At 48.8% G+C, this 12,129-nt stretch carries 15 protein-coding genes; 1 reads left to right on the plus strand and 14 read right to left on the minus strand.

Annotation, left to right across the window (positions count from 1 at the left end; all coding sequences use genetic code 11):
- Nucleotides 1-72: 72 nt before the first annotated feature.
- Genes SY83_RS18380 through SY83_RS18415 form a run of 8 tightly spaced genes read right to left on the minus strand, consistent with a single transcriptional unit; the run spans nucleotide 73 to nucleotide 6,563 of the window.
- Complete coding sequence (locus SY83_RS18380) at nucleotides 73-1,077, minus strand: biotin--[acetyl-CoA-carboxylase] ligase (protein WP_068609182.1); 1,005 nt, start codon at nucleotides 1,075-1,077, stop codon at nucleotides 73-75.
- The gene (locus tag SY83_RS18385) at nucleotides 1,074-2,444 is read right to left on the minus strand and encodes a CCA tRNA nucleotidyltransferase (protein WP_068609183.1); all 1,371 of its coding nucleotides are present in this window, start codon (nucleotides 2,442-2,444) and stop codon (nucleotides 1,074-1,076) included. Before SY83_RS18385 ends, SY83_RS18380 begins: the two co-directional genes overlap by 4 nt.
- On the minus strand, nucleotides 2,437-3,597 hold the full coding sequence (gene bshA, locus SY83_RS18390; RefSeq protein ID WP_068609185.1) for an N-acetyl-alpha-D-glucosaminyl L-malate synthase BshA: 1,161 nt from the start codon (nucleotides 3,595-3,597) through the stop codon (nucleotides 2,437-2,439). The genes SY83_RS18385 and bshA overlap by 8 nt, the downstream gene beginning before the upstream one ends.
- A gap of 51 nt (nucleotides 3,598-3,648) precedes the next feature.
- Nucleotides 3,649-4,356, minus strand: a complete 708-nt coding sequence (bshB1, locus tag SY83_RS18395; protein WP_068609188.1) for a bacillithiol biosynthesis deacetylase BshB1 — start codon at nucleotides 4,354-4,356, stop codon at nucleotides 3,649-3,651.
- Between the two features lies 1 nt (nucleotide 4,357).
- Nucleotides 4,358-4,777 carry a methylglyoxal synthase gene (locus SY83_RS18400; RefSeq protein WP_068609190.1) on the minus strand — a complete coding sequence of 140 codons (420 nt, stop codon included), beginning with the start codon at nucleotides 4,775-4,777 and terminating at the stop codon, nucleotides 4,358-4,360.
- A gap of 17 nt (nucleotides 4,778-4,794) precedes the next feature.
- On the minus strand, nucleotides 4,795-5,598 hold the full coding sequence (dapB, locus tag SY83_RS18405) for a 4-hydroxy-tetrahydrodipicolinate reductase (protein ID WP_068609191.1): 804 nt from the start codon (nucleotides 5,596-5,598) through the stop codon (nucleotides 4,795-4,797).
- Between the two features lie 47 nt (nucleotides 5,599-5,645).
- The gene (locus SY83_RS18410; protein WP_068609193.1) at nucleotides 5,646-6,170 is read right to left on the minus strand and encodes a tetratricopeptide repeat protein; all 525 of its coding nucleotides are present in this window, start codon (nucleotides 6,168-6,170) and stop codon (nucleotides 5,646-5,648) included.
- Between the two features lie 51 nt (nucleotides 6,171-6,221).
- Nucleotides 6,222-6,563 carry a nucleotide pyrophosphohydrolase gene (locus SY83_RS18415; RefSeq protein ID WP_068609195.1) on the minus strand — a complete coding sequence of 114 codons (342 nt, stop codon included), beginning with the start codon at nucleotides 6,561-6,563 and terminating at the stop codon, nucleotides 6,222-6,224.
- Nucleotides 6,564-6,715: 152 nt separating this feature from the next.
- Here SY83_RS18415 and SY83_RS18420 point away from each other — a divergent pair, with 152 nt between their 5' ends.
- Complete coding sequence (locus tag SY83_RS18420; protein ID WP_068609196.1) at nucleotides 6,716-7,594, plus strand: YitT family protein; 879 nt, start codon at nucleotides 6,716-6,718, stop codon at nucleotides 7,592-7,594.
- Between the two features lie 15 nt (nucleotides 7,595-7,609).
- On the opposite strand, the gene SY83_RS18425 is transcribed toward SY83_RS18420, so the two are convergent.
- The 6 genes from SY83_RS18425 to SY83_RS18450 form a co-directional block, all read right to left on the minus strand.
- The gene (locus SY83_RS18425) at nucleotides 7,610-8,500 is read right to left on the minus strand and encodes a sporulation protein YpjB (RefSeq protein WP_068609197.1); all 891 of its coding nucleotides are present in this window, start codon (nucleotides 8,498-8,500) and stop codon (nucleotides 7,610-7,612) included.
- A gap of 54 nt (nucleotides 8,501-8,554) precedes the next feature.
- Nucleotides 8,555-9,199, minus strand: a complete 645-nt coding sequence (locus SY83_RS18430; protein WP_068611189.1) for a DUF1405 domain-containing protein — start codon at nucleotides 9,197-9,199, stop codon at nucleotides 8,555-8,557.
- A 90-nt stretch (nucleotides 9,200-9,289) separates the two neighbouring features.
- The gene (locus tag SY83_RS18435; RefSeq protein WP_068609198.1) at nucleotides 9,290-10,183 is read right to left on the minus strand and encodes a menaquinol-cytochrome c reductase cytochrome b/c subunit; all 894 of its coding nucleotides are present in this window, start codon (nucleotides 10,181-10,183) and stop codon (nucleotides 9,290-9,292) included.
- A 22-nt stretch (nucleotides 10,184-10,205) separates the two neighbouring features.
- Entirely contained in the window at nucleotides 10,206-10,877 is a 672-nt protein-coding gene (qcrB, locus tag SY83_RS18440; protein WP_068609199.1) for a menaquinol-cytochrome c reductase cytochrome b subunit, read from the minus strand.
- Between the two features lie 15 nt (nucleotides 10,878-10,892).
- Nucleotides 10,893-11,435 carry a Rieske (2Fe-2S) protein gene (locus SY83_RS18445; RefSeq protein WP_068609200.1) on the minus strand — a complete coding sequence of 181 codons (543 nt, stop codon included), beginning with the start codon at nucleotides 11,433-11,435 and terminating at the stop codon, nucleotides 10,893-10,895.
- A 146-nt stretch (nucleotides 11,436-11,581) separates the two neighbouring features.
- Nucleotides 11,582-12,070: a DUF2487 family protein gene (locus SY83_RS18450; protein WP_068609202.1), complete on the minus strand. Its 489-nt coding sequence runs from the start codon at nucleotides 12,068-12,070 to the stop codon at nucleotides 11,582-11,584.
- Nucleotides 12,071-12,129 lie beyond the last annotated feature (59 nt).

Below are 12,129 nucleotides of genomic sequence, written 5' to 3' on the forward strand. Positions count from 1 at the left end.
GTGCAGCTCTGACAAAGTCAAGATACCGCCTCACCTCTACATTATATCGCAATCATACCTTTGCAATCAATGTTATTTTGCACCTGGACCCGGTTGGCCCGGTAAATTCCCCGTTATCTGGACATCACCGGAATATACCTTTACCCGCTTGCCTGAGTTGTCCTTAATTAAAAGTGCCCCTAAATCATCGATTTCCATGGCTACGCCTTCTACCACTCCGGTTGCCCCGCTTATAGAAACAGGATGACCAAGTGTGACGTTTAACGCTTCCCAGAGCGATTTGATCGGGGCGAAGCCTTCCTCGGTATATAACTCATAAAGATATTCCAATTGTTGCAAAAAAGTTCGAATCAGCACGGCTCTGTCTACAGTCTCTCCGCCCGCTATCCGCAATGAAGTAGCAATTTCACGCAACTCCTGCGGATAATCGGTCGAGGTTAAATTTACACTTACCCCTATTCCGGCAACTACATACTGCAAACGTTCATCTTCAGCGCTCGATTCAAGCAAGATTCCCGCCACCTTGCGTCCTCCAATGAGGATATCATTCGGCCACTTGATGCCCGCATCTACAGGAGCAACGGCTTTAATCGCCCGGCATAATGCGACAGCAGACAGCAAAGTCAGTTGAGGAGTCAGGTGCAACGGAACCGAAGGTTTCAACACCAAGCTCATCCAAACTCCTTTACCTTGCGGGGAGTGCCAGGTTCTTCCCATTCGGCCTCTGCCGGCGGTTTGGCCTTCGGCAATGACCATAGCGCCTTCGGGGGCGCCTTCTTTCACCCACTCATGCGCTACCCGCTGCGTTGAATCCACCACATCCAGAAGCTTTATTTGCTTACCCAGCACGCGCGTGTTTAAATCCGTCAATAACGTCTGCATATTCAGTTTAGGAGGAGCTGATTTCAGCCGGTAACCTAAACGGGGTATCGCTTCAAACTCGTACCCCTGGGCCTTCAGCTTGCGGATATGCTTCCATACGGCAGTCCTGCTGCAATGCATACGCTCGCTTATGTATTCCCCGGAGACGAATTCCTCCGGATGTTCGCGAAGGATGTCCAAGATCGATAGGCTCATGGGAGGTCGATCTCCTTTCCGTACTGCGCTGCCCGGTCCAGCAGCGCTTCCTGTTCGTTCGGCACGATGCCTAGTGCCGCGTCCTCCAGCAGCCGGGCAAGCACCCGGCTGACCCAGGGCCCGCCCGGGCGCCCCAACACGCGGATCAGCTCCGCTCCGCCGAGCTGAAGGTCGCTCAGGGCGCGCACGGGCAGCTCGCGCAGCCAGCGCTCGCCCGCGGCGAGCAGTGCCGCGAGCCCCTGCGGGTCGCGCGTGTACAGCGCGCCCGCCGCCGCGGCCGGGTGCAGCCCGGCCACGCGCAGCCAGCCGAGCAGCGGCTCGCTGCCGAAGCGGAGCGCGCAGCGAAGCCACGCTGCGCGGCCGCAGCCCTGCTGCTGCAGCCACTCGCGCACGCCGAGCACGCCGCTCACTTGCCCTGCCTTCTCATTCGAGAAGGTTAGGGCGCGGAGCAGCGTGTTGGCCTCGGCTTGCGTGCTGCCTTGCAGCAAGAGCAGGTACGCCCAGCGCAGAGGAGCGGGCGTTAACTGCGCTAGCGGCGTGCTTAGGTCGGCGCCGGCGGCTTCAGGCTTGTCCGCATGCGCGGGTAAGCAGGTTCTTTCATCTGTTTCTAACGATTCAATTGTTCCAGCTCGCGCTTCCCCTTCCCTGCGTAACGCACAGGCAAACAGCGGCTCCAGCGGAATGCCGCCTTTGACATGGCTTAACAGCCCGCTCTCTACCAGGAGAGCTGAACCCCTTTCAGGCTGAGGGCCTTCGAGCGTCTTCTCTAATTCAACGCGTACCCGCTCACGCGCGATATGCTCCAGTAATCCATGGTGTCGCAACAAAGCTTCCCACGTCTCCGGGCTGATATCCAGAGCGTAAGACGCGGCAAAACGCACGCAGCGTAACATGCGTAGAGCGTCTTCCTGGAAACGGGCATCCGCGTCCCCAACACATCGCAGCTTACCCGCTTTAAGGTCAGCCAAGCCTCCCCAAGGATCAATGAGCTTCCCTCGGGCATCCAGCGCCATCGCGTTCATTGTGAAATCGCGCCGTCTCAAATCCTCATGTAAATCCGACACGAATACAACGGATGCCGGTCGTCTGTGTTGTTCATAAACAGATTCTTTGCGATATGTAGTCACTTCAAATGTCAGACGATCGCGAATGACTGTAACCGTTCCGTGCTGCAACCCGGTTGGCGCTGTTCTTGGAAACACTGCCATCACCTCTTCAGGCTTGGCGGATGTGGCAATGTCGATATCGTAGGACGGTTTATTCAGCATCTGATCCCGAACATAGCCGCCTACGATAACAGCCTCAAAACCTTGCGATTCAAGTTCCAGCAGCACTATGACCGCTTCGTCCCTTAAGAGATTATTCACACAGAACACGCTCCGCCGGCGCCTCTTTACCCAGCACCCGGTAATATATATTTTCGTATTCCTGCGTAATCAGGTCATTGCAGAACCGGAACCGGGAGCGATCCAGACACGCTTGCGAAAAGCGTTTATATAACGCTTCATTGGACAACATCGTGATGCAATATTGCGCCATTAATTCGGTGTCGCCGATCGGAGCAAGAAATCCGGTTTCGCCATGGGTTACAAGCTCCGGGATCCCTCCCGCGTTAGAGCCCACGGTTGGTACTCCGCAAGCCATCGCTTCCAGGGCAACCAGACCAAAGCTCTCCTTTTCCGAAGGCAGCAATAGAATATCTGCAAGGGAAATGACCTGCGCAACGTCATCCTGTTTCCCCAGAAAATGGACCCGGTCTTCTAGGCCGAGTTCACGGATTTTGCACTGAACCTTAGGCAAGTCGGGGCCTTCCCCTACGAGAAGAAGCTTTGCGGGCATGGCCGCGCTGACTTTAGCGAATACTTCCACGACATCACTCACCCTTTTGACAGGACGGAAGTTGGAAATGTGCATCAGTATTTTTTCGTTTGAGGAAGCAAAATCATGCCTCATCCCGGTGACATCGCGGGGATAGTACACTCTTTTGTCCACAAAGTTATAAGTTAGATCTATGGGCTTATCAATTGCTAACAAGGACCGCGTCTCGCGAATTAAATCCTCCGACACCGCCGTAACCGCGTCACTCTGATTAATGCCTAACCGAATGATGTCGCTCAACGACTCATCTTGCGCCAGTACAGTAATGTCCGTGCCGTGCAGGGTTGTAACCACCTTCAGTTGATCTCCGATCATTTGCTTCGCCAGGAAAGCGCAAATCGCGTGCGGCACGGCGTAGTGAACATGCAGAATATCTAACTGCTGCATCTTGGCTACCTGCGCCATCTTGCTCGCAAGGGACAGATCATAAGGAGGATAACGGAAAACATAATAATCATTCACTTCAACTTCGTGATAATAAATATTTTTTTGAAATTTACCCAATCGGAACGGCATGCTGTGTGTTATGAAATGTACCTGGTGGCCTTTCTCGGCCAGAAGCTTCCCGAGCTCCGTCGCCACAACACCGGAACCGCCTAAGGATGGATAACAAGTTATCCCGATTTTCAACCTGTCCGCCATCTGCTCCCATCCTTCACTCAGTATTTAATACTATATATATTCTCCAAGGACTTAAAATAGATGAACGAGATAAGGAAGCTTGCTCGCAAAACCTTCCGCATAAGCTACATTTCGCTGTTGACCGAGTAATCGGTCCCGCGCAGCGACACGCTCCAAGTAGGATTGATTGAGTGGAGTACTCACAACATCTTTTCCCTCTCCCGGCGCTTCAAACTGCGAACGGTAAGCTTCCAGCGCTGCGGTTTTGCGGTCATATACGTCACTGATATCCACCATCAGATCTATATCGTGCACATCATTAATATAATAGAAATACAATTGCCCCACGGTCCAAGGCGTCAACTCAGGCATCATTTTGCGTAACTTGGCATTGAATACAGCTTGTTCCACCAAGTGGCTGCAATGAACGTGATCGGGATGTCTGTCTTGAAAATAAGGCGCGAACACCTTCTTTGGCTTGTACGTTCGAATAACAGATGTAACGGCATCCATATGCTCCTGTGTCAAGAAAAGCCCACGATCCTTCAGACCCAGATTCATCCGCACGGTTAACCCCAATATATCTGAAGCACGCTCCGCTTCTTTCTGTCGAAGCTCGACCGTTCCGTTGGAGGACATCTCGGCATAGGTCAGATCGCAAACACCTACACGGTACCCCTGTGCCGTGTGTTTAACTATCGTCCCGCCCATTCCAATTTCCGCATCGTCCGCATGTGCGCCGAAAACAAGAATATCCAGTGCTGGTTGTTCTCCGTTCATTCTATACCTCTTCCGGCTTGTACTTATCCACAAGCTCTCGCCAAGCAAAATCACCGCGATCGAGTGCGCGTACCAACATCTCAGCTGTTGCCACATTCGTTGCAACGGGAATACCTTGCACATCGCATAACCGAAGCAAGGCGATAATATCCGGCTCATGCGGTTGGGCCATGAGCGGGTCTCTAAGGAAAATAATTAAATCCATCTCATTTTGAGCCACCAGCGCTCCGATCTGCTGATCTCCTCCGAGCGGGCCGGACATGAAACGATGAATCTTTAACTTCGTCGCTTCCATGATCCGTTTTCCAGTTGTCCCGGTAGAAAATAGGTTATGTCCCTGAAACACATGCTCATAGGCAATGACGAAATTGACAATTTCATCTTTCTTTCGGTCATGCGCGATAAATGCGATATCTAACATAGCTGTACCCCTTTTCATTAATCCATCAGATGCTCAAAGCCATAAACCATTCCTGTATAGTTCATTACTTTTTTTATTGATACGTTCACGCCCGGCATGTAACCTGCGCGGTCATAGGAATCATGACGTATTTTCAATGATTGGCCGAATGCGCCGAACACCACTTCCTGTTGTGCGAACACACCTGGTAATCTCACACTATGTATACGGAATCCGTTATAATACCCCCCGCGGGAGCCTTCAATGGTTTCTGTTTCATTGGGATTGCCCTGACGCAGTTCTTGTCTTGCTTCAGAAATCCATTCGGCTGTTTTTACCGCCGTTCCCGAAGGCGCGTCGAGTTTCTGATCCCCATGGTATTCTATAATCTCTAAATGCGGCATGTATTTAGAAGCTTCCGCCGCAAATTTCATCATTAATATGGCTCCTATAGAGAAATTAGGTGCGATTAAGCCGCCAATGCCTTGATCATTACACAGCTTGTCCAGTCTTACAATGTCCTCAGGCGTAAACCCCGTTGTGCCTATGATAGGGCGTACCTTATGCTTCAGAGCTAACTCGGTATGACTAAGGACCGTGTGAGGGGTGGTGAAATCAACGACTACATCCGGCTTTCCATTGATAAGCGCTGTTTCAAAGTCTTCCTCCACCAACACCCCCGCTGGTTCCATACCTACCAACCGTCCCGCGTCAATTCCTTTCACGGAAGGACTAACCGCCGCGACAAGCCTAAGTTCCGGATCGGACAGCACCATTCTCACAACTTCTTGGCCCATACGTCCTCTGGCCCCTGCTACGGCTACTTTAATGATTTGCGACATTCGTGTTTCTCCTCTTCATCTATGATCTGCAAGGATATCAACCGTTTTCAGTGATGATTTGAATCGTGATTCACGTTGATCCATAGTTCATATTGCAATAGCAACGCTGATGCCAATTCATTCGCCGGATCTGTCTTTAATGCTTCCTTCGCGTAATGAATGGCGGAACGTACATCGTGTTGCGCATATTTCACTTCAGCCAACAACACATAGGCTTCGACGGACAACGGATCTAGCTTAATCGCTTGCTTTAACAACCGGGCCGCCTCAGCTAAATCCGGAGTCTCCGATTGGACCAGTCTTTCGGCCAGATGAACATTGTCTTTGGCTTGCAGAAGCTGTATTTGCAGCAAATATTCATCGTGTTGTGAATCAAGCTCAATAGCTTTCATAGCATGTTCCCGGGCCTTGGCCAATTTACCGCTGCGCGAATACGTAATGGAGAGCTTATAATGATAGCTGGCATTCATAGGTTCTAGTGTAACAGCTTTCTCGAAGGCTTCTATAGCACCTTCAAAATCATGATGAAATATACGCTCATAGGCCTTACGGACATAGTCTTCCCCATTCATGCGCCCATCCTCCTCTCCTGATCCAAGTAAAGGTGATGGTACAGCATATGTTTATCCTTCGGGTTCGGTGTTGACTTTTGTCCAACGATTGGCATCACGGGTGTTAAATTTATGCATAACTTTATTGTGCGCTTCGGTCAAATCAATTCCTAACGAATTGGCAAAACATACCGTAATGAACAGAATATCGCCAAGCTCCAACTCTATGGAATTATCGGGTTCGTTCTGCTTCTTGGGTTTTTCCCCAAATTCGTGATTCACTTCTCTTGCAAGCTCGCCTACTTCCTCAGACATTCGGGCCAGCATCGCCAGCGGGCTGAAATAACCTTCTTTGAATTGCGATATGTATAGATCTACTTCCTGTTGAATTTCCTTCAATGACTTCTCCGCCATGCGCTCACATCCTGATCCTCTTGTGCTAACCCCTATGTTATCGCAAAGCAGAGTTGAAAACAAATCCTTTTTGGCTTCTAAAATGAAAACGGGTATAATAAAATTCGTAGCTTCACAACACAACCATTATACCCGAAGAGGACTGTGAAACCATGCGTCATAGCTTAGCGGACAACATCTTTAAAACTTTACTCCCGATCATGCTAGGTACCGCCCTTTATGCTTTCGGGCTCCATTACTTTATTATTCCCAATCAACTTATGGAAGGCGGAGTTACAGGGATCTCCATCCTTCTTAGTTATGCCTTTGATGTGCCAACCTCTGTATCTACACTACTATTCAATATACCCTTGTTTATCCTAGGTTGGCGCGTCTTAGGACGGAAGTCCATGATGTTTACCATCTTCGGAACGTTGTCCTTTACGTTCTTCCTGTGGCTGATGGAAACAATTATTGACAAACAATATATTCAGCCTTTCTATACAGAACATGACTATATCCTTGCATCTTTATATGCAGGGGTTTCGGTTGGCGGCGGATTGGGTATTGTATTTCGTGCAGGCGGAACCACCGGCGGTTCGGATATTATTGCTCGCATATTGCAGAAGAAACGCGGATTCAGCATGGGACAAGTCATCCTCTTCTTCGATGCTTTAATCATCGGGTTATCCTTGTTGTATATTCCGTTGGAAAGAGTGTTATATACGCTCGTCACGGTATTTATTGGATCCAAAATTATCGATTTTATTCAGGAAGGCGCTTATGCCGCCAAAGCTTTTACTATCATCACCAATCACGGCGAGAAGATTGCGGATACCATTACGAAGGATATGGATCGCGGCGTTACGATTATTCCCGCCACGGGCGCATATTCCAAACAAGCGAAGGAAGTGCTGTACTGTGTTGTAAGCCGGCAGGAAATCCGCAGAGTGAAAGAAATCGTTCATGAGATTGACCACTCTGCTTTTGTCATCATCAATGACGTTCATGATGTGCTTGGAGAAGGATTTAAAGGAAATTCAGGGCACTAAAAGAGAGGCAGGTCTTTAATAGACCTTGCCTCTCTTTTCCTTCTGAACCGGGACGTAATTTTGTTCATGTCTGTAACGTAAATAAGCGACATAAACCAGAACCGTCAAAATCGACGCTCCCAGCACCGATGACCAAATCCATGGATTCGGCGGAGCCAACGCGGGACCATATGCAGCGGCATCCTTCTTCGCGAAAAGGTCCGACAACATTAAACGAAAGTTTTCGATTCCAATCTGGACTTGCCTCTTCGAAATTTGCGGTCTTGATAATTCTTCCTCTATAAATCGCAGAGTACCTAAAACCCGTTCTTCTTCTTCCGGTGGTCTTTGAATAAGCATAGCGGGCCGGATAAACAGATAATGGGTTTTCAGTATATTGAAACTTGACAGCGCATCTGCCCACTTGGCATCTTTCACGGTTGTCTCCAGGACGTTAACTTCTTCATGGATAGTACGATAATACTGTAGCCACATAGGTTGGCTGGGATGGGTTAAGGCATCTGTTACCAATCGCACGCGCGCAATCGCCTCAGATGCTTCCTCCTGCGAATATTGGACCGCGTTGAACTCCTTCTGAGCTTCAAGTACCGTATCGTAAAAGGCCCTCGCCCCTTCCGGAGAAGTAATCCCAGTGTACTTTATTTGTGTCATGGTTTTGCTGAATTTCTGCAGCTGCTGCCGAATGGCCAGTACATCTTCAAAGCTTTCCGCCGCGTATACATTTTTGTACATTTGATCTGCTGTTGCGTTTAAGGAAGTAATTTTCTGAAATTCATCACTCTGCTCTACGGCAGCGTGTGTCATATATACGGCAGGCGCGTTGACACTGCATGCCGCGCATCCGACCAAAGCGCTAATCCCCAACATTAGCATACCGGATCTGCGCAAGACTCTCGTCCATAACATAGGACATCCCCCCTACATTGAATGTATGGGGGGATGTCCTATGTTATGCCTGGATTATTGACGTCCTTTCGAACGGTAAATAACCGCGTACCATGCAATTGCAACACTGACCAGAGTCAATGTTACCGTATAGCCCGCGATAACATTGAGATTGTCTTCCAGTTCGGCAGACAGCCAAGGATACAGTCCCTGACCGTAATCCATATAATCATTAACCAGTGTCCACAAGCCCACAAGCAGCAAACTGCCCCAGCCATACCTGTAGAACCTGGCAAAAAGCAATACTTCAGCAGCCATTCCCAGATGGGATACGGTCAGCATCCAATCCTGCCAATGCAAGGGATCGCCCTGTGCGGAACCGGCAAATATCATGGTTACGGCCCAGATCCCGTATTTAAACGAAGTAACAAGCGCAAAAGCTTCAATAAAACCTCTGAGCGGTGTGCGTATGGATTGATTAGCATATACATCCGCTACCAGATAAACTAAGGTCAAAGTGAAAAAGAGGCTGGCTGTGGGACTATCCGGAACAAATAATAGTTGCCACTCCGGCCGCATCATATTCGATACTGTATACTCCAATTGGCCGGCATACCACATATAGCCATAGATGGTGCCTGCCAGATTCGTAAGCAGTAAACTCCATAACATCAACCGGCTTTTCAAAAAAGCGGTACTCCATAAATAGGGTAAATTCAACAAAAGGAACTCCTTTACGTTCAAAAAAACCTGACCTTCTTCCGGAAGCAATTGCCTTCTAAAAGTGGGTCAGGTATTTTTTTGATTATGTTATTCTGCAGCAGGCGCTTTTTGTTTAGACAACCATTCCGCAAGAGCGTCAATATCTTGATCCGAGAAACCGGCAGCTGTCAAAGCATCTTTCTGCGCGGGCATCTTGTTATATCCGTTCGCGATGATGTCTACAATAGCGTCTTTGTCGTGAAGATCGCCTACACCGCGTAATGCTGGAATCTTGGCGTTAGGCATACCTTTCAAATCCGCACCGTGGCAGGATACGCAAGAAGCTTTCGCATAGAGTTGAGCACCCGGGTCGTCTTCTGCAACGATCGGGACTACGGCCGGCTTCTTCGTTTCTCCGCCTCCGCCGCCTTTCTTCGCTTCTTCTTCCGCCAACATTTCGCGTTCGATATGCTCAGGAACGACACCGGAAGCTTTCAGCTCATGCTGGTAGTGCGTCCAGGATACGTTCGTCAAGTAAATCGTTGCGAGAATGGAAAGAAACATGAGTGAAGAGGCAATCGGACGACGGTAGAATCTTCTTTCTTTACCCGTGTCCAGGAAAGGAGCAAGAGTTAATCCGCCGAACAGAATACCAGGCACGACGAGCGTTCCCAGCACTACATAATCTTCTGAAGTATAAGGATACTTAAGTAGTTGATACATGAATAAGAAGTACCAGTCCGGCATCGGAATGAACGATCCGTTCAGCGGATTGGCCGGATAACCTAACGGTGCAGGCTCAGCGATGGTTAAGACCAGAAAGCCTACCAACACTACCGCACCTACCATCCATTCTTTCAACAGGAAGTTAGGAATAAATGCCTCGGATTTGCCCGGGAAGGACGTGTAATCCGGAGGGATATACGTGTTCGGATTCTTCTTAACGCGGGAATCCCCGACGTAAATGACTTTCTCATTGTTGTTTCCTTGGCCGTGTGCCATGAAGGGTTATCCTCCTTTCAACTTATAGTGGACCGGCAATTCCTTGTCTGCGGATCATGAAGAAGTGACCGCCGAGCAGGGCAAGCAGAACACCCGGCAAGAAGAAGACATGCAGCGCGAAGAAACGGGTTAGTGTTTGTGCGCCTACAATTGTTCCGCCTTGCAGAAATTCTTTAATATAAGGGCCGGCAACCGGAACCGATGCCGCAATTTCAATACCGACCTTCGTTGCGAAGTATGCTTTGTTATCCCATGGCAGCAAGTACCCTGTGAAACCAAGACCCAGCATGACGAAGAAAATCAACATCCCGACAACCCAGTTCATCTCGCGAGGCGCTTTATAAGAACCTGTGAAGAACACACGCAGGGTATGTAGAAACATCATTACAATAACCAAACTTGCTCCCCAGTGGTGCATACCGCGAACGATGACGCCGAAGGCGACTTTGTGTTGAAGGTAATCGACACTGGCATAAGCATTGATAATATCCGGAACATAATACATTGTCAGGAACATTCCGGAAAGAATTTGAATGATTGTGATAAAGAACGTTAATCCGCCGAAACAATATACGAATGCAGAAAAGTGATGAGCGGGGTTAACATGCTCGGGAACTTCATGGTCCGCAACGTCTCTCCATATCGGCGTGATATCAAGACGTTCATCTATCCAATTATAGACGTTTTTAAACATCTGATGTAACGCCTCCTATCCTCTTGTATTCGGTTTCAGACCGCCCAGATAAACATATCCGTCTTTAACTTCCACTTCATATTCATCAAGTGGGGCCGGTGCAACCATTAAGTTCTTACCGTTCTTGTCATAATGCGCATTGTGGCAAGGGCACATAAACTGATTCGGCGTGGAAGGATCGTTATTCCAACCGATTGTGCAGCCTAAGTGCTTACAAATCGGAGACATGGCGTATACACTGCCCTGCTCGTCTTTGAGTATCCATGCTTCAAATTCCGGATCGCTCTCAAACCATCCGTCTACTTGATGTGCCTGAAATTTGAACGACTTCGGTTCCGTCGTAATTTTGCTCTCCTCAACAACTTTCACCATAGCCGCTTCGTCTTTCTTGCGCAACAGCGGATCCACCGCGAATCTTACCATCGGAATGGTAGGACCGGCTGCCAGAAAGGCTGTCGTGCCTCCAAGCGTGTAAGCCAGAAACTGACGTCGCGACATTTCGCGGCGTTTAGGCTTTTCGTTTACTCCAGGCAGACTCTGCTTGTTCTCGTTACTCATACGTATTCTACCCCCTTTGCTGACAACTCTCACATCTTCATTGTTCTTCTGTACTAGGACATAATAATAATAGCTTAGTGCCTATATACCGTCAAGAATTTGACACGAAAAATGAAAGGGCATTCCTTGCCCTCCCTATCAATTGTTTACGAATTTGTCACATTTCCCGAAACGTGTGTCCCGCTTGCTTTAATTGTGTCCGGATCAACTCGTTGTACACGCCAGAGCTCCTGTATTTGTTCATTAATCACGGCCTTGTGTGTCATGTCTTTGAACGAATCAAACAATAAAGGATGCACAATTAAATCGGCTTCATAGGCGTTTTCATTTTCAAGCGCGATCGAACTCACCATCACTATGTATGTAAACCCCGAACTTCTCAACTTGTTACATATCCTATTTATGTATTCCGCATAAGACGGGTGGTCCCCTTGATAATGAAGGGCCGGATAGGTAACTGTTCTACCCTTGTAGGGAATCTCTACTAACTCAAGCACATCTCTCAGTTGTTCCAGCGCTCTCGATGCTTCCCAAGGTTGTTCATCTCCGCGTAAACCGGTGACCGGCAACAGACATGTATCCAGAAAGGGTTGGAGACTCGTCCATTCCGACTCTCTGATTTCACTAAATTTCATCTTTCCACTCCTTCGGCCCAAAAGTTGCAGCCTTCATCATACCAATTTACAGAGGCAAA

Origin of the sequence: Paenibacillus swuensis, assembly GCF_001644605.1 — a bacterium.
Lineage (GTDB): Bacteria > Bacillota > Bacilli > Paenibacillales > DY6 > Paenibacillus_N > Paenibacillus_N swuensis.

Excerpts from the sequence above, each read along its gene's own strand:
- bshB1 (WP_068609188.1), bottom strand. The coding sequence starts at position 4,356 with ATGAACGGAGAACAACCAGCACTGGATATTCTTGTTTTCGGCGCACAT.
- qcrB (WP_068609199.1), bottom strand. The coding sequence starts at position 10,877 with ATGTTTAAAAACGTCTATAATTGGATAGATGAACGTCTTGATATCACG.
- SY83_RS18445 (WP_068609200.1), bottom strand. The coding sequence starts at position 11,435 with ATGAGTAACGAGAACAAGCAGAGTCTGCCTGGAGTAAACGAAAAGCCT.
- SY83_RS18425 (WP_068609197.1), bottom strand. The coding sequence starts at position 8,500 with ATGTTATGGACGAGAGTCTTGCGCAGATCCGGTATGCTAATGTTGGGG.
- SY83_RS18450 (WP_068609202.1), bottom strand. The coding sequence starts at position 12,070 with ATGAAATTTAGTGAAATCAGAGAGTCGGAATGGACGAGTCTCCAACCC.
- SY83_RS18380 (WP_068609182.1), bottom strand. The coding sequence starts at position 1,077 with ATGAGCCTATCGATCTTGGACATCCTTCGCGAACATCCGGAGGAATTC.
- SY83_RS18410 (WP_068609193.1), bottom strand. The coding sequence starts at position 6,170 with ATGAATGGGGAAGACTATGTCCGTAAGGCCTATGAGCGTATATTTCAT.
- bshA (WP_068609185.1), bottom strand. The coding sequence starts at position 3,597 with ATGGCGGACAGGTTGAAAATCGGGATAACTTGTTATCCATCCTTAGGC.
- SY83_RS18435 (WP_068609198.1), bottom strand. The coding sequence starts at position 10,183 with ATGGCACACGGCCAAGGAAACAACAATGAGAAAGTCATTTACGTCGGG.
- SY83_RS18400 (WP_068609190.1), bottom strand. The coding sequence starts at position 4,777 with ATGTTAGATATCGCATTTATCGCGCATGACCGAAAGAAAGATGAAATT.
- SY83_RS18420 (WP_068609196.1), top strand. The coding sequence starts at position 6,716 with ATGCGTCATAGCTTAGCGGACAACATCTTTAAAACTTTACTCCCGATC.
- dapB (WP_068609191.1), bottom strand. The coding sequence starts at position 5,598 with ATGTCGCAAATCATTAAAGTAGCCGTAGCAGGGGCCAGAGGACGTATG.
- SY83_RS18415 (WP_068609195.1), bottom strand. The coding sequence starts at position 6,563 with ATGGCGGAGAAGTCATTGAAGGAAATTCAACAGGAAGTAGATCTATAC.